Origin of the sequence: Companilactobacillus muriivasis (genome assembly GCF_036246245.1) — a bacterium.
GTDB classification, from domain to species: Bacteria; Bacillota; Bacilli; order Lactobacillales; family Lactobacillaceae; genus Companilactobacillus; species Companilactobacillus muriivasis.
This window is the reverse complement of the sequence record NZ_BTTQ01000003.1, coordinates 291,367-315,190: the sequence shown is the minus strand read 5'-3', so window position 1 is coordinate 315,190 and position 23,824 is coordinate 291,367. Positions and strand designations below refer to the sequence as shown.

Here is a 23,824-nt window from a genome sequence, read left to right as displayed (position 1 = left end):
TGATACTATGGAAAAAATTGGTGTGATTGGTCTAGGAAATATTGCACAAAAAGCATATTTACCCGTTATGGCAACGTTACAAGATAAGTATGAATGGCATTTAACAACTAGAAACGAAGCTAAAGGGGAAATACTCGAACAGAAATATGGATTCAAGCATTTCCATCAAACTTTGGATGAATTGATTGCCGAAAAACCTTTGGCAGTCTTCGTTCATACACCAACCGCAACTCATTTTGAAATTATCAAGCGACTATTGAATTCAGGTATCAATGTTTACGTCGACAAGCCAGTTTCTGAAGACTTGGCCGAAGTTGAAGCCTTATATAAATTAGCAGCAGACAAAGGTCTCATGTTAACCTGCGGTTTCAATCGTCGCTTCGCACCATTTAATCAAGAATTGAAACAAATATCTGATAAACAAACTATTGTCTCAGAGAAAATTCGTGAAAAAGCTGTCCAAGAAACTAAGTTTGCTGTATATGATTTGATGATCCACTCAGTCGATACTGCAGTTTACTTGATGGATGAAAAGATTAAACATGTAAATAATTTTCTAGTTACTAGTGATGGTAATTTGGAACAAGGTTACATCACTCTGCAAGGCGATAAGAGCCAAGTCCAAGTCATAACGAATATGGTCGGTGGCAGTAATCTCGAATTATCAACGGTTCAAGGTTCGCAGACCCGTCAAGTCGTAAATAATTTGAATCTGTTACAGACTTATCAAACTGGAAAAATTACTCAAGAATCACGTCCTGATTGGGAAAATACTTTGGTAACTCGTGGTTTTGATCCGATTATCAAAGCCTTTCTAGCAGCAGTCTCAAATGGAACTGAGAACCCTGTCAGTCCAGAATCTGCTATTTTGAGCCATAAGTTATGTAATGATTTGGTAAATTCTTTACATAAATAGCCGATTGGACCGTATCACAATATATAGTGACGAACAGATGTTTTTGTACAATATGTTCCATGTGGAACAATTAAAATAAAAAGACTGTAACCTCAAGGGGGTTCAGTCTTTTTATGTCATAAAATTATCAAAATGTTTTAAATGATGCTGATAAATAGGTCTAATTTCAATACAAGGAAAATAAAATCATGCTAATATATCAAAGAAGATGACGATTAAAGGAGGTGAGAACGTGGTAACTACAAGAATTGATGTTAAACCAGAAATTCTTCAATGGGTTCAAAATAATACTGGTACAGTTCTGAATGACTCTTGGATTGAGAAAATTAATAAGTGGTTAAATAACGGTGATAAGCCGACTGTAAATCAACTCAAAGAGTTAAGTAGAAAAGCTCAAATTCCCTTTGGATATTTTTTCCTAGACAATGTACCTGAGGAAGATCTGCCGTTACTTAAATTTAGAACGGTTAATAATGTGGATATAGATAAGCCTTCTAGAAATTTGATTGATACAATTCATAACATGGAAATAAAACAAAGTTGGGTCAGTGATTATCGTAAACAAAATGATTATCCGACTAGTATTTTTTCCCATGGGTATAAATTAATTGATAATCTAAGTCATAAAAACGAAGAACAAATTGCAGCAGATATAATGAATAGTCTAAATTTGAAATTGGGATGGAATACTGGTCTTAAGAGTCGTACAGGTTTTAATTTATTACGAAATAGACTTGATCAAGTTGGTGTTGTTGTTATGTATAGTGGAATTGTTAACAACAATACACATCGAACACTGTCTCAATCAGAATTTCGTGCCTTTGCTATGGATGACAAGTATGCACCGTTAATTTTTATCAATTCAAATGATAGTTATAACGCTATGCTCTTTTCCTTAGTTCACGAGTTAACGCATATTTGGTACGGAACATCCGAATTATATAACGATGATTTCAACAATAGTTACCAAGTTCTAAATCCTCGAAGTGAGCAAGATATTAATCATATAAGTGAAAATATTATTTTTCCGAAAAATCTATTTTTAGATGAATGGAAAAACCAGGCGGTTACTGGGACTGATCGGATTAAATATGTTGCAAAACATTTCGATGCTAGCCCATTATCTGCAGGGATACGAGCATGTCGGCTTAAGCTTATTAGTCAAGATGATGTTGAACGATTGAAGGTTGAACTGAATCACGAATATCAACGTATCAAGGAACATCAAAAGGCAACAGGTAGCGGTGGTAATTATTACACAACTAAGGCAGCTCAAATTGATTTTGCATTCGCTATGGAAGTTGAACGTAGTGTTAATAGTGGTAATTTAGGATTTAACAATGCATTTGAATTATTAGGTGTAAAAAATAGTGCTGCTTTTGATAAATTATTAAATACAATTAAGGAAAAGGGATGAGATAGTGAGCGAACCAAGTACAAACGCCAAGTATGTAATTGATAGCAACTCATTTATTGAGCCCTTTAAAAGTTATTATTCTATGGATCATTTTCCAAGTTATTGGGTATGGATGAAGAAATGTTTAACTGAAAACGATAGTGAAATAGTCGTTCCAAATGTTGTGTATAATGAGTTGAAAAATTCTAAAGATAAGCTAGCTACATGGATTGCAGAGTATGTTAATCCAGTTGTTTTTAAAGGATACGAGAATGATCCTGCATACTTTGTAGAGTACGGAAAAATAATGAACCATTTGCAGGATTGTGGATTTTATCAACGCCCAGCAATCGATAATTGGAGCCAAGACTGGAAAGCTGATCCTAAGCTTATTGCAATAGCATCCACCTATAATTTAAAAATCATTACTTTTGAACAACCAGCCGGACACCTAGACAGAAGAAATCCAATGAAGAAAGAACCTAAAATTCCGAATGTTGCAGATTATATGGGAGTAAGCTGTGTCTCACTTTTCCAAGTTGAGGATGAACTTCAACTTTCAATATAGAATATTTAATGATTGACTTACAACCAACATTCGTGCAATACTACATAACGGTGCCAAACCGAGGTAAGGGTAGACGGTTGGCGTGCAAACGTTTGGAAAACCTGTCGCACCTTACCACTGGAGATTTCTACAGATGTGTAGATTTCTCCTCTTTTTTTGCCCAAAATTAGGTCTGTTAAAATAATAAAAAAAGCGTTATATTGAAGGTATAAATGCTATGTCATTTATTGGACTTCGAGTCCGTATACACGAAAGTGTACTAAGTCTTATTCTAAGAATAAGCATTCAGTCGTATCTCTTAGGGGATGCGGCTGTTTTTTTATTTATTCAAGAAAGGGTGAGAAAAATTAAACGAGTAGCACTTGTAGGTTACGGATTTTTATTGAGTGCAATCATTGGTGTGATTGCAGCAATTTTTCTGATTTTAGAAGGATTTACCTCAGAACTAGTTTGGTCGAGCAATAATCGACTGCTTGAATCAATGCTGGTAATTGGCGGAAGTTTTATACTCTATTTCTTGTTAAAACGTTGGCCTGACTTGCCAAAAACATCCCAGGATTCAATGCGGGAGTTGAAACTTAATAAAACAATTGATTATCACGATGTCTTTTTCAACTTGCTGATAACGTTAGTAATCTTGAGTTTTGGTGCGGGCGTCGGACCTGAAGCCGCATTATTGAGCGCAATTATTTCGCTATCAATCTGGCAAGCTGATAAATTACGCTATTTGTATTTTCAATATGATGAATTAAAGAAATTGCCGTTACATGAAACGTTGAAAAGATTATTGAACCCATTCAAATTTCAGCAAAAATACGTCGGCGCTACCGCGCCTAAAATACCCTCAGTGATTAAACAAAAACGAGTTTTATATCCAGTTTTTATTGTGAATGGAATTTTGGCATTTGCGTTATTGATTCGCCAAACTGATCAGCCTTCGTTCATTATCAAATTAGGTCAGTCAAATTGGCAGCTTGTGGATATCTGGCTACTACCGATTTTAATGATTGTGGGGATAATTTTTGGAGAATTATGTAAATTATTCTACAAAGTTTTCCACATGTGGATAAACAAAATGAATTTACCATTAGCTCTAAAGGTTGGCCTAGGGGCAATTGTCATTATCCTGATATCCTATCTGGCACCAGATTTATTATTCTCAGGTCAACACAGCTTGAATCTGTTAATAAATGGTTGGGCACACAAATCAATTGGATTTTTAATCAGTATGGGAATAATAAAATTGCTTTTCCTAGCTTGGTGTTTGAATTTCAATTGGCGTGGGGGACATATTTTTCCAATTACATTTGCGGCAATGATTGAAGGATTCGCTGTTGCTCAAATGTTACCAAACTTTGATCGATTATTCGTTGTCGCAATTATCGCCACAACGATAATGAGTGAGCTGATATCTCCAGTTGTTGCTGGAATTTTCATTATGTTATTTTTCCCTTTGAAATTGACACCAATAATTATTCTAGTAGCGATATTAATGTATTTGAAAAACAAAATTGGGTTCAAAAACGGGGCTGTGATATAGCTATTTTTGACTTAAATATGCAGCATAAATGTGCAACAAAACATAACCTTTTCCGCTTAAAACAAATATGGACTGTAATCCAAAATCGGATTACAGTCCATATTTGTTTTAATGCTCGAAAGTTGACAATGTTTTGTCACACTATCGTATTTATGGATATTATTCAGCATCGTCAGAGTCAGAATCATCAGTATCTGTATTTTCATCGGGATGGTCTTTTTGGTATTGCTCCAAAGCACGATTACCAGGATAAGAAATATAACCGTTATCATAAACAATCCAAGAACCGAGGCCATTATAGAGATCCCAATAACCGTCCTCTCGTTCAGCAGTTAAATCTGAAGTGTCACCGTAGCCAGAATCAGCTAGTTTTTGACGAGCCTGAGCTTCAGTTACTTCGGTTGTATTGGTTGAGGTATTGTTAGCAGGTGCAGTTTGTGAATCGCTTGCATTATCTGATTCGTTTTGTTTATCAGTGTTGTTAGTTTGGTTTGAACTAGTATTAGTTGTTTGGCTTAGATTATTTAAATCATCATTTGTTAAAGTTGAACGGGTAGATGCCAACTTAAATTTATGGTTATAAGTTACAAAACAATTAGTTTGAGCTAGTTCGTTAATATTCTGTTTTTGAAATAGACCGGGTAATTTTTTAGTTTGATTAGGTTTCAAAATCAATGTACCAGTTAAGACAGCTGGTACTTCGTTATCCATAAATTGTAAAGCAAATTTAGAACGATTAAATTTGATTGTTTTGGTAGTTTTATTAGTAATTTTAGCAGAAATAAAATAACCGTAATCGTTCTGGTCGGCTTTGAAGTTGAATTTAACTTTCTTTTGATCGGCCTTCGTTAAGTTTTGATAATATGTTGGTTTTGCTTGTTTGCGTGACGTTTTAACTGGTGTTGGTTGTGTTGTTTTGGCAGTATTACTACAGCCACTAGCCCCTAATAATAACAAAAGTCCAGTTAGTAAAATAAATGTTTTCTTCATATTTGTCTCCCCTATATCTTCATTACAGGAATAAGCTTATCAAAATGAAATGTCATATTATGGCATTATAACGTCTGTTATTGAACTACTTGTCTAATTACGGCGGTTAGATTAATATTTTAAAGGTGCGTTTTAAAGAAATTAATATTGGAGATTCACAATGAAAGAAGCTAAAAAAGGCAGCGTTAAAGGTTTACTGCCATTAATTATATTTTTGATTTTATATGCTCTAACTGGTATTGTGTCGGGAAAATTCGATAGTATGCCACTATTGGTCGGGATGATATTGGCATCAGTTGTTTCATTTGCTATTGCACCACCCGCTGGTACAAAAAAGTTATCTTTCTCAGACAAAGTTATGACATTTTGTAAGGGTGGTGGGGAACCGACGCTGATCATGATGGTCGTGATTTTTATTCTGGCTGGGGCGTTTCAAGGTGTTGCTTCAAAGATGCATGCCGTTTCGTCAGTGACCAATTTGGGCCTTAGTATCTTGCCTGCCAACATGATTTTGCCCGGAATTTTTGTCATTGGTTGTATCTTGAGTTTTGCGATGGGAACTTCAATGGGAACTATCACTGCCTTGATGCCAGTAGCAGTTGATGTAGCGGTCAAAACCGGTGTTAATCCAGCTTTGATGGCCGGAATCGTTGTCGGAAGTGCCATGTTTGGTGACAATTTGTCCTTTATTTCAGCGACAGCCATTGCTTCGGTTCAGACTCAAGGCGTAGAGCAACGGGAAAAATTCAGGTTAAATATTATTACTTACATCCCGGCAATTATTATTAATGTTATTTTATTAGCAATTTATCCGGTTAAGACAGTTGTTTTGAGCGGATCTTATAACTGGAATTTTGTCGATTTGATTCCGTATATTTTGGTAATCGTTCTTTCATTGGTGGGCTTAAACGTTATGCCGGTTATGTTGATTGGTGTTGCATCTGGTATTGTTATTGGCGTTATGCATGGGGATTTCAGTCTGATAGGTTCCATGAAATATGTTCAATCCGGTATGGCTAGTATGGAAGATATCGCAATTATTTCCATTATTGTCGGTGGATTGGTCGAAATAATGAAGTATCTGGGCGGGATTCAGTGGTTGATGGATACGCTTGGAAAGCAGACTAAGTCAAAGCATGGTGCTGAATTTTCTATCGGTGCGTTGGTTACATTATTGTGTGTTGCGACGACTAATAACACGATTGCCATTATCACCGTTGGACCCTTAGCAACCGAAATCGGTCGAAAGTTTAAACTTTCTCGTGCTCGAGTTTCAACACTGTTATCGATGTTTGCGACTCATGTTCAAGGATTGATTCCTTACGCTGGTCAACTTTTAGTTGCCGGTGGGATGGCTAAAATCTCTCCGATTGCGATTGTACCGTGGGTTTGGTACTGCTACTTGATGTTAATCATGAGTTTATTATTCGTCTTTTTGGATTTTCCTAAGGTTAAGGTAACTCCTGAGACTGGTTATGATCATTTTGAAGAAATATAAAAAATCGAGAGTGTGACAAAACATGGTCAGCTTTCGAGCATTAAGGCAAAGAAGACTAGTAATCCGATTTTTGATTGCTAGTCTTCTTTGTTTTAAGCGGAAAAAGCTGACCATGTTTTGTTGCATGTTTATGCTGCATATTTAAGACAAAAATAGTTATGTAACGGCCCCATAAATCACAAAAAAGCCCCGCAGATAAATAATTATCTGTGGGGCATTATTATTAATATTTAAATTATTTAAGTTTTGATGCTGCAGCGTCATCGATGATAAGAGTTACATCGGGGTGATTTTGCAATGCACTTGCTGGGCAGTCTTCTGTAACAGGGCCGTCAACGGTAGCAGCAATAGCATCAGCTTTGTTTTCACCATAAGCTAGAAGGATGATCTTCTTAGCTTTCATGATTGAGCCAATACCCATTGAATAAGCGAAACGTGGAACGTCTTTTTCATCTTCGAAGAAACGTGTGTTAGCTTCGATAGTTGATTCTGTCAAACCAACTTTTCTTGTCTTGCCATCGAAAGGTGAACCCGGTTCGTTAAAACCAATGTGACCATTTCTACCGATACCAAGAATTTGAAGGTCGATAGGGTTGTCTTCAATAATCTTGTCGTAAGCAGATGTAGCAGCTTCAGCGTCAGGATTTGAACCATCAGGAACATATGAATTCTTGAAAGGTTTCTTGTTGAATAGGTGGTCGTTCATGAAGTAGTGGTAACTTTGTTCATTAGTTGGTTTTAATCCAACATATTCATCCAAGTTAACAGATGTCATGTTTGAAAAATCAAGGTCGCTACTTGTCATTTCGTTGTAAAGTGTGATTGGGCTACTACCAGTAGCTAAACCAAGAACTTTAGCACCATTTTCGATGTCGTTTTTAACGATATTGAAGGCTTCCTTACCACCCATTTGTGTATCTTTAACTTTAATTATCTTCATTGTTTAAATCTCCCATCTCTATCTTTCTGGTCTAGTCCAATCTAATTCATTTTCGGAAAATTGTCAATGAAATACGTTCATTAAATAAAAATATTTTAAAAAACGTTAGAAACCATGCAAAATCTTCATAAGTTAGGTATATTTTTAGTATGAGCAAAAAACTAAAGAGGCAGAATAATTTGGAAAAAATATTATCTACATCTGAGGGTAGTGTAAATACAAATCTAATCGGTCCCGTTGATAGCGACAGCATCATCGTCCTTGTTCCCGGGATTAATGGTTCAATTGAGTATTTCAATGACATGATTCCCTATTTAAAGAGTAAATATCAAACAATCGTTGCACTTGATCTTCTTGGTCAAGGCAAATCATCAAATTCTAAGAACGATCACTACACGATCGATTCAGAAGCTTGGAACTTATTGGAAGCAATGGCGCGTTTAAAGATAACTAGAAAGCTAGTTGTCTTTGGATACGGTGTTGGTGGTTTGGTTGCTGTAAATATGGCAGAAATGCGTGGCTTTACGATTAACAAACTAATCCTATTAAATACACCAGCTACTGATAAATACGCTGATATGGATGCACATTCATCTGTCGCAGGTATTCCATTGCTAGGTAAATTAGCTAAGTCACCAGTCAAATCAGGGATGTATTTTGACAAGAACTTTGACCGTAATAGTTTGAAGAATCCTAAAATTGTTGACGAAGCTGCCAATAAAGTTGACCACAAAGTTGCTAAGAAGTTGCAAAAGATGTCAGTTGATTATTTGAGTGAAAAGGCTTTGAACAAACGTCTTCGTTCATTCAATATCCCAACTTTGGCACTCTTTGGCGAGGGCGACCAAGTTTTGACTGTTAATGGTGTTAAGGATGCCAAGGCTACAATCGGCCGTGTCCCTGACTTGAAGATTGAAGATATCAAGGGTGCTGGTCATTTAGCTATGATGGAAAAACCTGAAGAAGTTGCTAAAATGATTATCGATTTTGACGAATCAACTGTTAAAAAAGAAGAATCAGCTGAATAATATTTGAGAGTGGGACAAAATATGTTCAACTTTCGATCATTAAGGCAAATAAACCAAGTAATCTGATTTTAGATTGCTTGGTTTATTTGTTTTAAGCGGAAAAATGAAGATAATGATAGATTTATCTTAGTTACGTTTGTTTTTCAGGAATTTATAGTGATAGAATCCAATCAGATAGTAAATCTGGGGGAAAAGTCATGAGACAGCTAAGAGGATTGCTTGTTTTGATTGTCGCATTTTTAGGTATTAGTTTTACCACGCAAGTCGTTCATGCTGAAGGGATGGGTGGCCCTAATACTGGCGAATATGTCTACGAAGATCGAGAGTATATTTCAAATGCTCAGTATGGAAAATTGGCATCAATCAATAACCAAATTTATTCCGGCGTCAGTCCGCAACGATTGTATATTTTGATTTTCGACAATTCGACTGATGTGAATAGTTTTGTCAAAGCTACTGGTACGTATCCTGAACGGCACGATATAAATTCAGCAATCGTTGATAAGACTGGGGAAGCTCTCTATGGACATGATCATTTTTACGATCTGGTCATGGACTATGAAGATGGCAGCTCGTTGATGGCAGACAATAATTACTTGATTATGAATTTGAAGGATAATCGAGTTTACTTCAATCCCAGTTTGCAATCCAGTTTATATGTGACTGATTTGATGTTCTGGCGGTTGCAACAAGGACTTGGTTCGAAATTAAAGTCTGATGATACTGATACAAAAGTGGCGGCATTATTTGATTTGGCACAGCGAATTGAACCTAAATTGGTGACTGTTTCCGAGCATAAGAAAATGCTGAAATCCACCAGCATGGCCGATGTTAAAGAGGTTATCACTAATATCGAAATTGTTGTCGGCGGGATAGCTATTTTAATCGTGTTACTGTTGATTTATAGACACAATAAGAATCATCCCGGCCCTAGTGATCCTAGTTACAGACCAGATTACGATGCTGGTTTTGATGAAGGTTATTATTATGGTTCGCATGATCCGTTTATGTAAGACTAATTTTGAGGAGAGATTATTTTGAATTTAAAAGAACACCAAGCATGGTTGACTGATTTTTACAAAACTCGCGGTTGGTACCAATATCCAACATTTATTCATTTGAATTTTATGACTGAAGAAGTTGGAGAATTATCCCGTGCAGTTCGAGCAATTGAAATCGGTCGTGACCATCCAGGCGAATCAAAGAAAACTCCAGCTGAGTTGGAAGATAATCTTGAAGAAGAATTAGCCGATGTTTTGGATCAAGTTTTGATGATTAGTAGTAAATATGACATTGATCCTGAAACACTGTTACAACGTAGTCAGAATAAGTTAACAAAGAGATTTCAAAAATAAAAAAGCAGCCTAAGCGGCTGCTTTTTGTTTGGGTTGAGTAATTTTAACCGGTTGAATAATGAATTTGTTTTTTTGTGAACTGGCTACAGGGATGTACTTCTTACCATCTTTGTAGACGAATTGGATTACATCATAGTTGTTATCTAATTTTTTAGCTTCATCGGAAATGATTTTTTGAATGGAGTAGATATACTGTTTCTGATCGTCTGTAGCTTGACCATTTTGGACGGCTTCATAAGTCGTTTTGAGATACTTTTGGGTCTGAGTATCGGTCAGCTTAACAATGATAACCGTGTGGGCATGTTTGCTAGTATTGTCGTTGATATTGTGTTCCTCTTTGACAGTAACGACACGGCCATTTTGGTTGAATTTCTTATCGAGATTTTTTCTGATAACCTTGTATTCGTTGTTCGGAGCATTACTAGAAGACTTGTTAGTATCAGTTTTAGCAGGCGATTTGAGAGTCAAAACGGATAATAGAATAGCAAAGATAACAACGCCAATGATGGCAAAAATCAGATGTTTTTGATCGAATGATTTTCGTTGTTTTTTATGCATGAATTCAAGCCCCTAACTAGTCAATTATTAGGGAGATTATAACATAATCTGATTTTTACTATTGTTTTAATAGGACGATTAAAATATTAATGTTCAAATTGTCTATTGGTGGCCGTTTCCAGTGATGAGAATATTTACCTGCTATGCGGACCGGCCCGAGCCACAGAGCGGTCTCGAACCTCGGTTTGAAGCCTTACCAAAGACCGGTAAGTCTCCAAACACGCCCGGTGGTGTAACGGCTAAAGCCGTAACGCCACACCCACAGCTGGTAAATATTCTCATCACTTCCAACTAATTTATTTCCTATGGATATTCTGATTAGATAAATATTTTAAATAGACTATCTAAAAAAGAAAATATTTTCCTTAAAATAAAAAAATTAATATGCAGATACATTGACTATAACCAACGTTTTCGTGAATAATTTCAGTGTACTAAAGATTTAAGAATGAAAGTTTAATATGAAATAGCTCAACTATGGCTTTAGCCATTACACCACCGGGCGTGTTGGAGACTTGCCGGGTTTGCAAGGCTTCAACCGAGGTTCGAGACCGTTCTTTGGCTCGGGCCGTTCCGCGCAGCAGATGAATACTCTCAGTTCCGGAAACGGCATACTTCAATAAACTTTTACCAGTGTAACCAAATAACTAGAAGAAAGTAGGAATTACTATGTCTTCACAAGCGTTACTGATTATTGATTATACGAATGATTTTGTCGCTGACAAGGGTGCTTTAACTTGCGGTAAACCTGGTCAGGAGATTGAATCAGAGATTATTCATTTGGCTGAAAAGATGCATAAGAATGGCGATTGGGTTCTTTTGCCAACTGATGTGCACAAGCCTGATGATTCTTATCATCCAGAAACAAAACTTTTTCCGCCTCACAATGTTCGTGGGACTTGGGGGCGTGAATTGTATGGTGGTTTAAAAGAGTGGTTTGATGCCAACAATGATGATGAAAAGGTTAGACTCTTCGATAAAACGCGTTACAGTGCTTTTGCGGGAACTGACTTGGATATCCGTTTACGTGAACGCAAAATAGACACCTTACATTTAGTCGGTGTCTGTACTGATATTTGTGTTTTGCATACTGCGGTTGACGCCTACAACTTGAATTATCACATTGTTGTCCATGAACAAGGCGTAGCGTCATTTAATCAAGCTGGTCATGACTGGGCATTGAATCACTTTCAAAATAGCTTAGGGGCTGAAATAGTCACTTCTATTTAATCGGTAACGGAGTTGATGATGAGTGTTTTTGATGCTCTGGAAAAGGCAGTATAAAGGCGATTTTCACCGAATTGAGTGTCACGGTAATATTTCGAATTAGCATCAGCAATAATAACGTTGTCGAATTCCAGTCCTTTGGCTAAGGCTAAGGGTAAAACGATGATTCCAGATGCAGGCAGTTTCTCGGCAGTAGTGCCCAGAACTGTCTGTTTTATTTTGTCTTGAATTGCTTGAGCTAGATTTAGGTCACTCGTTACGATAGCTGAAAGTTCATTCTTATCAAGTGTTTCAACTTGTGAGATTAGGTTGGCGATTAAGTCTGAGAAATCTTTATTTTCAACATGTTCAGGTTCTTTGCCGCCGATTTGGATAGTATTGATTTTATCAATTAAATCAGGTGCACCATGCTTGATAAAGGCGGTTGTAATGGCACCGCTTGAACGATAACTAGTATATAAATTTCTCTGTGTAACGGCGATATTATGTTCTTCAAACAGGTCTTTCAAGCTATTGAAAGTTAAAGGATGATTGGATTCCAAAATTGATTGAAATTGGTCGCCAACTAAAGTCCAATGTGCGTTGGGAAAGGCAGTCAGTAAGAATAATACTTGGTCTAAAGAGTAGTCCTGAATTTCGTCAATCATTACAAATTTGAGGCTCTTTTGAGCTAAATTTAGCAGTTTTAAGCGTGTGAAAGTATAGTCCAAATGGTTGATTTGTTGGGTGTTCAAGGTTGATTTAATGATTTGAGGAATATTCAACCAATCCTTTTGATCAATCTGGTTCAAAAGATTGCGATTACGCCACAGCAACATTTTCTTCGTCGCCTTTTGAACAGCCATGTCGGAACTAGGTGAGATTAAACGACCAAAGATTTTCTCTTGTTGAGAGTCGGTTAAATCCGATAATTCAGCTTGAAATTTTCCATTCTTGGAGTCAGTTTCAATCTTTGATTCGATTTCATCAGTTAAAAATGAGGATAACGCCGTTATACGCTTGGTCAAAGACATTGTTCTAGGTGTTTGTTCAAAGAATTGCTTAATATCTTCCTGACTTAAAATAGTTGCATCGTTTAATTTAATATTTTTGAAATCATTAGTTGTTAGCGCCAAGTTATCTAGCTTACTAGCCAGTTCTTGAACATGACTAGTTTCATCTTCGAAGGGAATTGAGCTGCTTACAAACTTAGTCATTAGTTGATTGAAAGTCATTTGTAACGGCGATTCCTCACCCAGACTGGGGAGAACTTGGTTGATGTAGTTGGTAAATAATGTGTTAGGAGTTAACAGTAACATGTCACTAGAAACCAGATTGTCGCGATAACGGTAAAGCAAATATGCGATGCGTTGTAAAACGACTGATGTTTTACCACTACCAGCGATTCCATTCACAAGTAGAGCAGTACTTTTAGTATCACGAATAATGACGTTTTGTTCCTGCTGAATCGTGGCGGTGATGGAACTCATCTGACTGTTTTTATTTTCTTGTAAAGTCTTAACTAATAACGGATCTTGAATAGCAACGTCGGTATCAAAAATGTCATCTAAAACGGCGTTATGCAATAAGAATTGTCTGCGGGTAGCCACTGATACGTCAATTTTTCGATCATTAGCAACATAATTAGTTTTGCCAATCTTGTTGTTGTAATATAAATCGGCAATCGGTGAGCGCCAGTCGATAATCATCGGTTCTTCGGGAGTTGGAGAAAATCCGGCGGAACCGATGTAAAAGGGAATTGATTCGGTTTCGTCGGGGTATTTCAAATCAATTCGGGCAAAATAAGGTGCGGGCAACAAACGTGTCACGCTTGATTTTGTATTTTGAAGCTGAGTTTGCTTGTTATTGAAAGAATCAATCTGTTTATTCATCGTTTCAATTGAGGCAAAGGTATCCAAATTGTCGGCGTAACTGTCGAAGTTTAAAGCTGTTTCCTTACCAGCAGTTTTCTTGAAATTTTTCGCCTGTTCGGCGTTATCAGACAGTAACTTTTCAATACTATCAAGGGTTTTCTGGAGCGTCTGGTGAACCATAGTTAAATGCTGTTGTTCTAATTTGAAAGAATTATCCATGACGATACCTCCTGTATATTAGGTATCTAATAGTAATACGTAAAATCTTTAAATAACAGTCTTGTAATGATACTAAAAATCTTTCATAATATATATGAGGAAAGAATCCAAGTGAAAAGCGATCGCATATGCGGTCGCTTTTTTAGTCCCTAGGTTTAACACTATTTTTAATTTCTTTTTCAGCTAAATATTGGTCGTAATGACTGCCAAGAAAGAGTGGAACTTTTTCTTCGACAACATCGCTAAATTCCAAACCATACCAAAGTGTTGGGGGAATAGTGATGTTTTGGAGCAATAGACGGCCACCAATTAGCAAGCGGTCGATACTACGCATGTATTCTTGAGCGCCCAAATCTTGGAATTGCTGATTTTGAATAACGAATTTGAAGGAACCAACTCGACGTTTTGGCACCATAGAATAGTTTGGCGTTTGGTCATCAATAATATCCTTATCCAGCAAGCTATTGATGATTTCACGAATGTAAATATTGACGTGTTGTGATTTTTTGAAACCTAAATTGATTGTAACGTTGACCACATTTCTAGTGTGCATCATATCAACGGTATACGTGCATTCATAAGGGGAGCCAGTTTGATTGACCGTTATAAACCAGTAAACTTTGGCACGTTTAGGGTCCTGATCCAAAATTGAGTAAATAATCGAACGTTTGATGGAATAATCAGGTCCCATTTTTAGCATATAGACCAAGTTAGTAGCATAAGTTGGATAGCCTTCATCTTTGCTGAGTTTCTCGAGTTGAGGAATGAAGTCCAATAAAGAAACATTCTCGCTTTCAGCCATATAGGCGTCACGGCGCTTGTTACCGAAGAACCAAACAATCATTACAAACAGAATGACCATCGTTATAATCACCGTTACATAGCCGCCATGCACGAACTTGATCAGACTTGAAAGTAGGAAAAGACTTTCGAGGGAGAAGAATGCAGCTAGAAAAATATTGGCGAATAGTGGATGCTTTTTCATAATTAAGAATTGGTGCAACAAAATTGTCGTCATAAGCATGGTTAAGGTGATTGCCAAGCCATACGCTGCTTCCATATGGTCAGAAGTCCGAAACCCCCAGACCACACTGAGAGTGATCGCGCAGAGCATCCAATTAACAGTTCCAATGTAGAGCTGACTTTCAATTTTACCTGGAAACTTCACTTTTAATCTTGGTAAAATTTTTAGACCAATCGCTTCTTGAACCAGTGTAAATGAGCCAGTTATTAAAGCTTGTGAAGCAATGATGGCGGCCAATGTGGCGATAATAATAGCAAAAATTTTAAACTTGTCAGGCAACATTTGATAAAAAGGATTGATTCCAGCAATCTTGTTATATTGAGGATTTTGATAGTTGGAAATGACCCAAGCGGCTTGCCCTAAATAATTTAGCATCAACATCAAACTGACAAATGGCCATGTGGCGTAAATATTGTGTTTTCCGACCTGACCCATATCGGCGTAAAGTGCCTCTGCACCGGTTGTAGCAAGGAAAACACTTCCGAGAATGAAAATGCCAGCTTTGTTGACAGGACTAAACAATACCTTGATAGCATAAATGGGTGACAAAGCTTTTAGGACGCTCAAATCGTTAGTCATATTGAGTAATCCAGCGATACCGATGAAACTGAACCAGATGAGCATAATGGGACCAAATGACTTACCAATTCTCTCGGTGCCAAACTTTTGAATCACAAAAATAGTCAGAAGAATCACCGTTACAATGATTAAAACGACGTTTTGACTATCTGAGAATATTAAATTGCCAAATTTTTGTCCTTTAATACCTTCAATAGCTGATGTGACAGTTACAGCGGGTGTTAAAGTACCATCAGCTAACAGGGCAGATCCACCGATTAGAGCGGGTATAATGAGCCATTTACCTTTAGCTTTTACTAAAGCATAGAGGGCAAAAATACCGCCTTCTTTGTTGTTGTCGGCTTTCATGGCAATCAAAACATATTTAATTGTTGTAATAAGCATTAGGGTCCAGAAAATTAAAGAAACGCTGCCGATGATATATTCAGGTTTCGCGTCGGCCATCGTTCCAGCACTGTTGATAATGGAATTCATAACGTATAACGGCGAAGTTCCAATGTCGCCATAGACTATGCCGAGGGTTATCAACATACCCAGGGTAGATAATGATAACTTTCTCTTTTCCATACTTGTCTCCTTAATAAAAATGTCTGTATGCCGTCTCCGGAGTGGAGAAATATTCACTGGCTGTGCGGACCGGCCCGAGCCAAGGAGCGGTCTCGAACCTCGATTTTGAGGTTTGCACGGTTCGCAAATCTCAAAATTCGCCCGGTGGTGTAAGAACGAGAAAATCACTCGTCCTAACACCACTTCCACTGCCCACAAATATTTCTCCACTCCTCCGACTAATTTTATGAAATTTAATCTGCGATAGAATATAACTTTTATTGATGGATAGTTTAACTAGACTTAAATACTACTGTAACGGGCTTAATTAATCTTTATTTAATATATTTACTAGGGGTGATTTGTACAAATAGAAAATCAATAAGTCGGAAGGACTGAGCGTATTTACCCGCTGTGGGCGTGCCGTTATGGCTTTAGCCATTACACCACTGGGCGTGTTTGGAGACTTGACGAACTGTGTCAAGGCTTCAAAACGAGGTTCGAGACCGTACTGTGGCTCGATCCGGTCCGCATAGCAGGTAAATATGCTTAGCCCTGGAGACGGCCACCCAATAAACCATTTATTCAGAGCCTATTATAAGATTTTTGGTTAAATTTAAAAATATTTATGATTGTACAGAAATTATATTGGTATACATGGAATAAAAAATGTAATATAATACCAAAATTAAAGGAAATACTCTATATGAAAAGAATGTGATATTTATGAATGTAGTATTTATGCTTATCTCAACAATATTGGTCTGGTTGATGGTACCAGGGATTGCGGTGTTTTACAGTGGTTTTGTACCACATAAAGATGTTACTAGAATCCTCTTTGATAGCTTTTTGATGTTTGGTATAGCCGGGATAATGTGGATTACAATAGGTTTTCCAGCTGTTTTTGAAGGAGATCATTTCGGAATAATTGGTAATTTTCATCACCTGTTTTTATCAGGGATAGACTTTTCGTCTACTTATGGCACGACAAAATTACCAACATCAGTTTATTTACTCTTTCAAATGATGTTCGCTATTTTGACGCCAGCGCTCTTTTTAGGAGCTGTTGCTAGTCGGGTGAGAATCCGATTTATTATTTTGTTTGTAGTGTTATGGTCATTATTGATTTACTATCCTTTAGCTCATATCGTTTGGTCTCCAACAGGATTCTTAGCTAAAATGGGTGTCCTAGACTTTGCCGGCGGAACGGTAATTCATATTAATGCCGGAATTACAGCAATGATTTTGGCAATCACATTACGAGAGCCATATAAATATAATAATGAACAAGTAAAGGGCAACCCTTTGTGGATCTTAATGGGAACCGTTTTGTTATGGCTCGGATGGTACGGATTCAATGCTGGTAGTGCTTTGAATGTTAGTTTCCAAACTATCAACGCCTTTTTCACAACTACAGTTGCTGCGTGTGCTTCACTAATAACTTGGATATGTCTGGAACAATTTTTCAAAAATAAAGTAACTCTCAGCGGTATTTGTACCGGAAGTATCTGTGGGTTAGTTGGAATTACGCCGGGCACTGGGTATGTGACAGTTTTCGGTTCGGTCATTATCGGAGTGATTTCAGCCGTTGGTAGTTACTACTTCATGAATTATCTAAAATATCAATTACATTTAAATGATTACCTCGACATCTTCGGATGCCATGGTGTCAGTGGGATAATCGGTTCGATTTGTGTCGGATTGTTTGCTACAAAGTCAGTTAATAGCAGCGTTATAACGAATGGCCTATTCTACGGTGGTGGTCTAAAACAATTAGGGTTGCAACTGTTTGGCGTAATTTTAACGATTGTATTTGTTTCAATTGTCGGCGTCGTTATCGTTCAAGGTTTGAAGAAAGTTTTGAAGGATGATGTCGGAATTAGAGAACTAGAATTGGCTTAAAAATGTAAAAAAACGGAGCTGTTACATAACTATTTTTGTCTTAAATATGCAGCATAAACGTGCGACAAAACATAGCTTTTTCCGCTTAAAACAAAAAAGACTAGTAATCCAAAAATTCAGATTACTAGTCTTTTTTGCCTTAATGCTCGAAAGCTGACCATGTTTTGTCACACTCTCTTATTTTCGCGACTTGGATGTCTAGTGTTGCGATCTTTTGGTTTTTCATTGCTTGCTTTCAACGATTGAATCTCGTTTTCGATTTCACTGAGAACTTCAATCTGCATCTTTTGAATATCCAAAATGTGAGGCCATTGGACTTCATTCAATTGATCAAGTTTTTCATGGAGTAGGCGAATTTCCATTTCTGATTTCATATTAGTTTTGTAATCATTCTCAGAATCGAATCTATCACGTTCAGTCTGACGGTTCTGACTCATCATGATGATAGGAGCCTGTATAGCGGCCACACAGCTCAAAAATAGGTTAAGTAGTATAAATGGATACGGATCGAAGTTAACGCCAAATAGGTGGACAATATTGATTGCCATCCATGCTACTAAAATAATCATGAACGTGATAATAAAGCCCCAACTACCACCAAATTTTGCCACGGCATCAGCTAGTTTTTGTCCCGTGGTTCGTTTGCCATAAATAGTGTCATTGATATTGGTAATGACGTAAGTATCCTTGGCCATTTCCTTTTTTAGTTTGTCACTCATATCGTGATCAATTTTTAAATCCTGATCAATAATTGTCTGCATTTGTTCAAGACGAAGATTTTGTAAGTCCTTGAGGCAGATAAATGAGGAGTCCTTCGCGTAACTATTGTTTTTTAGAACTTGTCCTTTGAGGAGGTCACTTAAATCTCTGATGAAAAGGCCTTCCATAATTGTGAATCGGTTGCCACAGATTATACAGATTTGATTCTTCTTAATTGCCATAGTCAACACCACCTTGAGTTATACATGCTCAGTATAAATTGGAGCAAATTTTAAAGCAAAAAAAAACTCCCTATCGGGAGTTTTTGAAAAACATATTTAAATAGTACCTTTTCTAATAGCTGTCTTGATACCAGCAATTTCCATAATTCCACGGTCAGCTGAAAGATGTTTTAGAAGTGAGGCAATAGGACCCTTGAATTTAAGGTTCTTGTCTGTAATTTCAGCGATACCATGATTTTGACCAAGTGAAGCAACAGTTCCCATTGAGTGGTAGACGAATGGTTTCAAATCTTTACCGTTTAATGCGGCGGCAATATTAAATGCAGCACCGGCACCTTCGGCAGTTGCTAATTGACCAGTTGTTGGATATGGACGTTCAGCACCATTAGGAATAACTGCAGAGTCATCACCAATAAAGTATGCTTCAGGGTTAGCTTCAAGGTTGAGGAATTCTGTTGTCATAACACGATTTCTTCTAGCTTCGATACCTGATTCTTTGATGACGTCAGAGCCACTAACACCAACGGTCCAAAGGATTGTACTGCCGGCAACACTCTTTTCAGTATCGCCATCCATGTAGACAACAGATTTTGGCTCAATCTTTTTGATCTTAGCACCAGTTAGTAGCTTGATACCGTTCTTGTCTAGGTAATCAACGGCGTAACTAGCTAAGTTTTCATCGAACATTGGCAAAATTCTAGTAGCCATTTCGAGACATGTTACTTTGATTTCTGGAACTTCATATTTAGCTTTTAAAATTTTAACTGTATCAACTAATTCACCAAGAATTTCAACACCAGTGAATCCAGCACCACAAACGACAATGGAAAGGTCAGCTGGGTCTTGTGATTCTTTGTAGTTAGCGATATTTTCGTTTAATGTCTTATAAATATTTTGGGCAGATTGGAGATCTTGAAGAATCAACGCATTTTCGCTGGCGCCTTCAAGTCCAAAGTCCTCTGAACGAAAGCCTAAAGCAACAACGATATAGTCATATGTGATGTCTTCATGGTCAGAAAACTCAACTGTTTTGTTATCCAAATCTAGCTTGGAAACAGTTGCTTTGATGAAGTTCACATTTGATGGTAGAACTGAACGAACGTCGAAACTTACTGCATCGGCTCGGTTAGTTCCTGCTGCAATAGTATGTAAAGCTGTTTTTTCAACGTGTTTTTCATGTTGATCGATTAAATCAATTTGTGTTCCTGCTGGGGTTTCTTTGGCTAAATCACGAGCAGCTCTCAAGCCACCGTAGCCAGCGCCTAGTACTAAAATGTGTGCCATATTAACTTCTCCTTCTATTCCGAAATAAAGATGTTTACGGTATCATTATATATCCTTCAAGCAGTTTCTAAAAACCATATGCTACAAAGGATTTTTACTAATTGAGTGTTTTAGGAAGAATGGAGCTATGATAGTGATCAAAATGACGCTAATAATAACAGTTGAGTAGTATTCTTCGGACAATAATTTTACGCCATAACCGACTTGCGCCACGATTAAAGCCATTTCACCACGAGAAATCATTCCTGATCCAATGACATAGGAATCTTTCATATTGAAACCAGATATTCGAGCTCCAAAACCGGCACCAAATAGTTTGCCGACAACTCCAGTTAAAGTAAATAGAGCGATTAGCCAGAAGTCGCGTAGAAAGTTATCGAATTCGAGATTGAGACCAATACTAATAAAGAAAATAGGAATAAAGACAGAATAACCAATTAATTCGATATTGCGACTGACTTGTTTGTCATAATCTGCGGCGTTGGATACAGCAATTCCGGCCACGAAGGCACCTAAAACAGAGTCTAACTGAACTTTATCGGCCACGAATGCCATGATAAAACAGATTACTAAGGCAAAAATGGTTTTGGCATGAGTCGCTTCAACGTAATCTGACAATTTCATCAAATCGGGAATGACCCACTTGTGCAAGACAACGACCAAAACGCCGAAGAAAATCCACATAGCTAGTAATAACAAGATTTTTTTCATTGAAAAGTCACCAGTTAAAGTTCCAGACATAACGCTCAAAATAGAAATTGCTAAGATATCATCAGCAACAGCGGCCCCTAGAATAACGGTTCCGGAAGTGCTTGATAGGTAATTAAGACTTTTCAAAACTTCAACTGAGATTGAAACGGATGTAGCGGCGAAAACGACTGACATAAAGATACTTTCTTTGACATTAATGCCAAAAATCAAAGCCGTTCCTAATGTTAAGGCAACCGGTAAAATAACCCCACAAATAGCTACATTGATACTAGGTACCAGGTGTTTACGTAATAGTTTCAGATCACTTTCCAAACCAGCGATAAACATTAGCAGTATAACGCCGATATCCGCGAATAATTCGACCTCGTGAGTTGGTTGAACAATGTTTAGAGCACCCTTACCAAGGATGACTCCCAAAATCAATTGCCCAACAACAGCGGGTAAGTTCAAACGGTTGAAAACGTGACTGACTATTAAAGTTAAAAAGAGCATCAATGCTAAAAGGGTTATAAATTCCATGGCAAATTCCTATTCTTTCTTAATGCCATTGATGAAAATATTGATAACCGTTTTTAGATTAGCAATATTACGCTTCCTTTTGGCATCGTTATATTCAATGTAAGGGAGTAACATTGTCAAAAAAGTTCCGACTTGAACGGGTATTGCTAAATCAGAACGGAGTTCACTTTTGTGTGATTGGAAAACGTTGAAGAGGACTTTATAATAGCCACCATCCCAGTTCTTGCTAAGATCTCGACGCTCTTCATCAGTAAAGAAATTTTCAATATCGTTACGCATAACGAAGTAATTAATTCGGAAATTTCCAATCATATATTGGGACATATAGAGTAATAATTCTTCGAAAGGCAAGTCCTTATGAGACTTATATTCAGCCAGTAAATTTTCACTAAAACCACTGACGGCGTATTCGATAGCTTTCACATACAGAACCTTTTTATTCTTATAGTAGTGATACATATTAGGTTGAGTAATGTTGAGTTCTTGGGCAATTTTACGTGTTGAGGTAGCTTGATATCCTTGAGATAAAAACATCTCAGCAGCGACTTTTAAAATTGCATTCTTAGTATTTTCAGCTTGTTGATCACGTACGTTCATTTTTAATCCATCCCTTGGTCTATTCGTATACCATTATATATTAATGTAAATCGTTTATCATGCGATAATGTCAAATGAATCTGACTAAAAGTTGGAGGTTTATTGAAGTATGCCGTTTCCAGAACTGAGAGTATTCATTCTGCTGCGCGGTACGGTTTGAGCCATAGAGCGGTCTCGAACCTCGGTTGAAGCCTTTTCAAAGACCGAAAAGTCTCCAACTCGCCCGGTGGTGTAATGGCTAAAGCCATAACGCCACTTTCGTTGCAGATGAATACTCTCAGCTCTTCCAACTGATGTATCGTCGTTGATAATTTTTAATGCGAATAAATATATGGAGCCTTAGAACTAATTATACCAATTTTGAATCTTCAAATTATTAAAATTAAATATCATCATGTTAATAAAATAGTATTAATGGGGAATCAAGTATCGTTATGTAATTGAAAAATACGTTAGCCGGAGGTTGTCAGTAATATAGTCCAGCAGTGGAGGTGGCGTTATGGCTTTAGCCGTTACACCACGGGACGAGTTTTGAAATTCGCGGGTTGTGCGAAGTTCAAAATCGAGGTTCGAGACCGCTATTTGGCTCGGACCGGTCCTCACAGAAGGACTATATTACTGACAACCGTAGGCGGCCTATATAAAAAGAGTTGATTCGCCGAAGAAAATCCACGGCAAATCAACTCTGCAGTTATTTTTTATCTTTAACGATATAAATTGGACGCTTCTTAACTTCCAAGAAAATCTTTCCGATATATTCTCCCAAAATACCAATACTGAGCAATTGAATTCCACCGATTAACAGAATAATTGAGACAAGTGAAGCCCAGCCATTGACGCTGCTGAGGGGATTGATGAATTTTCTGATAATGATAGCGATAATTGCAACGATTGATGTAATGGAGAAAATTGTTCCCATCCATGTGGCAAACATTAGTGGACCTTCGGAAAAATCAACAATACCGGTAATAGCGTATTTGAAAAGTTTCCAGAAGTTCCATGAAGTAGTTCCGGCTGAACGTTCGCGGTTCTTGTAAGGTAGATACTTAGTTTTAAAACCGACCCAACTAAAAATACCCTTTGAAAAACGATTGTATTCAGTCATTGATTTGATGGCTTCGACCATTTGTCTTGTCATAAGACGATAATCTCTGGCACCAGGAATAATCTTTGTTTGTGACATCTTATTGATTACTTTGTAGAAGCCTTCTGAGAAGAAAGAGATAATCTTATTTTCGCCTTCACGGTCCATACGGGCTGTTCCGACACAATCATATTTACTATCTTCAGCTTCAAGCATATCGAACATTTCGGGCAACATTTCAGGAGGATCTTGAAGGTCGACATCCATAACGGCAGTATACTCACCAGTTACTTCATTCAAACCTGCATATAAAGCAGCTTCTTTACCAAAATTACGTGAGAAGGAAATGAAATGAACCTCGTCACTGTGGTTTTTTTGTAAATCTTTGAGAATTGAATAAGTGCGATCTTTTGATCCATCATCGATAAACCAATATTCAAGTTTAAACTTGTTAGTTTCTTCTTTGAGCTTAGTCATAGCGTCATAGTAAATGTTAATCGTTTCTTCTTCATTAAAACACGGAACGATAAGAGATATAGTTTTCATAGC

General features: G+C 37.3%; 20 protein-coding genes. 10 read left to right on the top strand and 10 right to left on the bottom strand.

Going from position 1 to position 23,824, the window contains the following annotated elements; genetic code table 11:
* The first annotated feature begins 7 nt into the window (after positions 1–7).
* From AAA923_RS05750 to AAA923_RS05735, 4 genes are all read left to right on the top strand, one after another.
* A complete protein-coding gene (locus AAA923_RS05750) occupies positions 8–916 on the top strand; it encodes a Gfo/Idh/MocA family protein (protein WP_338215374.1) in 909 nt (302 codons plus the stop codon).
* A gap of 232 nt (positions 917–1,148) precedes the next feature.
* Entirely contained in the window at positions 1,149–2,333 is a 1,185-nt protein-coding gene (locus tag AAA923_RS05745) for an ImmA/IrrE family metallo-endopeptidase (RefSeq protein WP_338215372.1), read from the top strand.
* Between the two features lie 4 nt (positions 2,334–2,337).
* Positions 2,338–2,880: a DUF4411 family protein gene (locus tag AAA923_RS05740; protein WP_338215370.1), complete on the top strand. Its 543-nt coding sequence runs from the start codon at positions 2,338–2,340 to the stop codon at positions 2,878–2,880.
* Between the two features lie 337 nt (positions 2,881–3,217).
* Positions 3,218–4,420 (top strand): chloride channel protein, encoded by a 1,203-nt coding sequence (locus AAA923_RS05735; protein ID WP_338215368.1) that lies wholly within the window; start codon positions 3,218–3,220, stop codon positions 4,418–4,420.
* Between the two features lie 159 nt (positions 4,421–4,579).
* Here AAA923_RS05735 and AAA923_RS05730 read toward each other — a convergent pair whose 3' ends face one another.
* Positions 4,580–5,410, bottom strand: coding sequence for a hypothetical protein (locus AAA923_RS05730; protein ID WP_338215366.1), 831 nt, complete (start codon positions 5,408–5,410; stop codon positions 4,580–4,582).
* Between the two features lie 160 nt (positions 5,411–5,570).
* Between AAA923_RS05730 and AAA923_RS05725 the strand changes: the two genes are divergently transcribed.
* Positions 5,571–6,908, top strand: a complete 1,338-nt coding sequence (locus tag AAA923_RS05725; RefSeq protein ID WP_338215364.1) for a Na+/H+ antiporter NhaC family protein — start codon at positions 5,571–5,573, stop codon at positions 6,906–6,908.
* A 235-nt stretch (positions 6,909–7,143) separates the two neighbouring features.
* On the opposite strand, the gene nagB is transcribed toward AAA923_RS05725, so the two are convergent.
* A complete protein-coding gene (nagB, locus tag AAA923_RS05720) occupies positions 7,144–7,848 on the bottom strand; it encodes a glucosamine-6-phosphate deaminase (RefSeq protein WP_338215363.1) in 705 nt (234 codons plus the stop codon).
* Between the two features lie 179 nt (positions 7,849–8,027).
* Between nagB and AAA923_RS05715 the strand changes: the two genes are divergently transcribed.
* From AAA923_RS05715 to AAA923_RS05705, 3 genes are all read left to right on the top strand, one after another.
* Positions 8,028–8,876: an alpha/beta fold hydrolase gene (locus AAA923_RS05715; RefSeq protein WP_338215361.1), complete on the top strand. Its 849-nt coding sequence runs from the start codon at positions 8,028–8,030 to the stop codon at positions 8,874–8,876.
* A gap of 197 nt (positions 8,877–9,073) precedes the next feature.
* Positions 9,074–9,889: a hypothetical protein gene (locus AAA923_RS05710; RefSeq protein ID WP_338215359.1), complete on the top strand. Its 816-nt coding sequence runs from the start codon at positions 9,074–9,076 to the stop codon at positions 9,887–9,889.
* A gap of 24 nt (positions 9,890–9,913) precedes the next feature.
* Entirely contained in the window at positions 9,914–10,231 is a 318-nt protein-coding gene (locus AAA923_RS05705) for a MazG nucleotide pyrophosphohydrolase domain-containing protein (RefSeq protein WP_338215357.1), read from the top strand.
* A 9-nt stretch (positions 10,232–10,240) separates the two neighbouring features.
* On the opposite strand, the gene AAA923_RS05700 is transcribed toward AAA923_RS05705, so the two are convergent.
* Entirely contained in the window at positions 10,241–10,789 is a 549-nt protein-coding gene (locus AAA923_RS05700; RefSeq protein ID WP_338215356.1) for a hypothetical protein, read from the bottom strand.
* 669 nt (positions 10,790–11,458) lie between these two features.
* On the opposite strand from AAA923_RS05700, the gene AAA923_RS05695 reads away from it, so the two are divergent.
* Positions 11,459–12,019, top strand: a complete 561-nt coding sequence (locus AAA923_RS05695) for a cysteine hydrolase family protein (RefSeq protein ID WP_338215355.1) — start codon at positions 11,459–11,461, stop codon at positions 12,017–12,019.
* Here the strand turns inward: AAA923_RS05695 and AAA923_RS05690 are convergent.
* Positions 12,016–14,088, bottom strand: coding sequence for a HelD family protein (locus AAA923_RS05690; RefSeq protein WP_338215353.1), 2,073 nt, complete (start codon positions 14,086–14,088; stop codon positions 12,016–12,018). The genes AAA923_RS05695 and AAA923_RS05690 overlap by 4 nt on opposite strands.
* A gap of 142 nt (positions 14,089–14,230) precedes the next feature.
* Positions 14,231–16,258 (bottom strand): KUP/HAK/KT family potassium transporter, encoded by a 2,028-nt coding sequence (locus tag AAA923_RS05685; RefSeq protein ID WP_338215351.1) that lies wholly within the window; start codon positions 16,256–16,258, stop codon positions 14,231–14,233.
* Positions 16,259–16,963: 705 nt separating this feature from the next.
* On the opposite strand from AAA923_RS05685, the gene AAA923_RS05680 reads away from it, so the two are divergent.
* Positions 16,964–18,139, top strand: coding sequence for an ammonium transporter (locus AAA923_RS05680; RefSeq protein WP_338215349.1), 1,176 nt, complete (start codon positions 16,964–16,966; stop codon positions 18,137–18,139).
* 167 nt (positions 18,140–18,306) lie between these two features.
* Here the strand turns inward: AAA923_RS05680 and AAA923_RS05675 are convergent, their stop codons facing one another.
* The 5 genes from AAA923_RS05675 to AAA923_RS05655 all read right to left on the bottom strand — a co-directional run bounded on the left by AAA923_RS05675 (position 18,307) and on the right by AAA923_RS05655 (position 23,821).
* The gene (locus AAA923_RS05675; protein WP_338215347.1) at positions 18,307–19,080 is read right to left on the bottom strand and encodes a DUF1003 domain-containing protein; all 774 of its coding nucleotides are present in this window, start codon (positions 19,078–19,080) and stop codon (positions 18,307–18,309) included.
* 96 nt (positions 19,081–19,176) lie between these two features.
* A complete protein-coding gene (locus AAA923_RS05670) occupies positions 19,177–20,364 on the bottom strand; it encodes an NAD(P)/FAD-dependent oxidoreductase (RefSeq protein WP_338215345.1) in 1,188 nt (395 codons plus the stop codon).
* A gap of 81 nt (positions 20,365–20,445) precedes the next feature.
* Positions 20,446–21,594, bottom strand: a complete 1,149-nt coding sequence (locus AAA923_RS05665) for a cation:proton antiporter (RefSeq protein WP_338215343.1) — start codon at positions 21,592–21,594, stop codon at positions 20,446–20,448.
* A 9-nt stretch (positions 21,595–21,603) separates the two neighbouring features.
* Positions 21,604–22,191 carry a TetR/AcrR family transcriptional regulator gene (locus tag AAA923_RS05660; RefSeq protein ID WP_338215341.1) on the bottom strand — a complete coding sequence of 196 codons (588 nt, stop codon included), beginning with the start codon at positions 22,189–22,191 and terminating at the stop codon, positions 21,604–21,606.
* A 691-nt stretch (positions 22,192–22,882) separates the two neighbouring features.
* A complete protein-coding gene (locus tag AAA923_RS05655) occupies positions 22,883–23,821 on the bottom strand; it encodes a glycosyltransferase family 2 protein (protein WP_338215339.1) in 939 nt (312 codons plus the stop codon).
* Positions 23,822–23,824 lie beyond the last annotated feature (3 nt).

Excerpts from the sequence above, each read along its gene's own strand:
- AAA923_RS05750 (WP_338215374.1), top strand. The coding sequence starts at position 8 with ATGGAAAAAATTGGTGTGATTGGTCTAGGAAATATTGCACAAAAAGCA.
- AAA923_RS05730 (WP_338215366.1), bottom strand. The coding sequence starts at position 5,410 with ATGAAGAAAACATTTATTTTACTAACTGGACTTTTGTTATTATTAGGG.
- AAA923_RS05725 (WP_338215364.1), top strand. The coding sequence starts at position 5,571 with ATGAAAGAAGCTAAAAAAGGCAGCGTTAAAGGTTTACTGCCATTAATT.
- nagB (WP_338215363.1), bottom strand. The coding sequence starts at position 7,848 with ATGAAGATAATTAAAGTTAAAGATACACAAATGGGTGGTAAGGAAGCC.
- AAA923_RS05710 (WP_338215359.1), top strand. The coding sequence starts at position 9,074 with ATGAGACAGCTAAGAGGATTGCTTGTTTTGATTGTCGCATTTTTAGGT.
- AAA923_RS05700 (WP_338215356.1), bottom strand. The coding sequence starts at position 10,789 with ATGCATAAAAAACAACGAAAATCATTCGATCAAAAACATCTGATTTTT.
- AAA923_RS05695 (WP_338215355.1), top strand. The coding sequence starts at position 11,459 with ATGTCTTCACAAGCGTTACTGATTATTGATTATACGAATGATTTTGTC.
- AAA923_RS05690 (WP_338215353.1), bottom strand. The coding sequence starts at position 14,088 with ATGGATAATTCTTTCAAATTAGAACAACAGCATTTAACTATGGTTCAC.
- AAA923_RS05685 (WP_338215351.1), bottom strand. The coding sequence starts at position 16,258 with ATGGAAAAGAGAAAGTTATCATTATCTACCCTGGGTATGTTGATAACC.
- AAA923_RS05680 (WP_338215349.1), top strand. The coding sequence starts at position 16,964 with ATGAATGTAGTATTTATGCTTATCTCAACAATATTGGTCTGGTTGATG.
- AAA923_RS05675 (WP_338215347.1), bottom strand. The coding sequence starts at position 19,080 with ATGGCAATTAAGAAGAATCAAATCTGTATAATCTGTGGCAACCGATTC.
- AAA923_RS05670 (WP_338215345.1), bottom strand. The coding sequence starts at position 20,364 with ATGGCACACATTTTAGTACTAGGCGCTGGCTACGGTGGCTTGAGAGCT.
- AAA923_RS05665 (WP_338215343.1), bottom strand. The coding sequence starts at position 21,594 with ATGGAATTTATAACCCTTTTAGCATTGATGCTCTTTTTAACTTTAATA.
- AAA923_RS05660 (WP_338215341.1), bottom strand. The coding sequence starts at position 22,191 with ATGAACGTACGTGATCAACAAGCTGAAAATACTAAGAATGCAATTTTA.
- AAA923_RS05655 (WP_338215339.1), bottom strand. The coding sequence starts at position 23,821 with ATGAAAACTATATCTCTTATCGTTCCGTGTTTTAATGAAGAAGAAACG.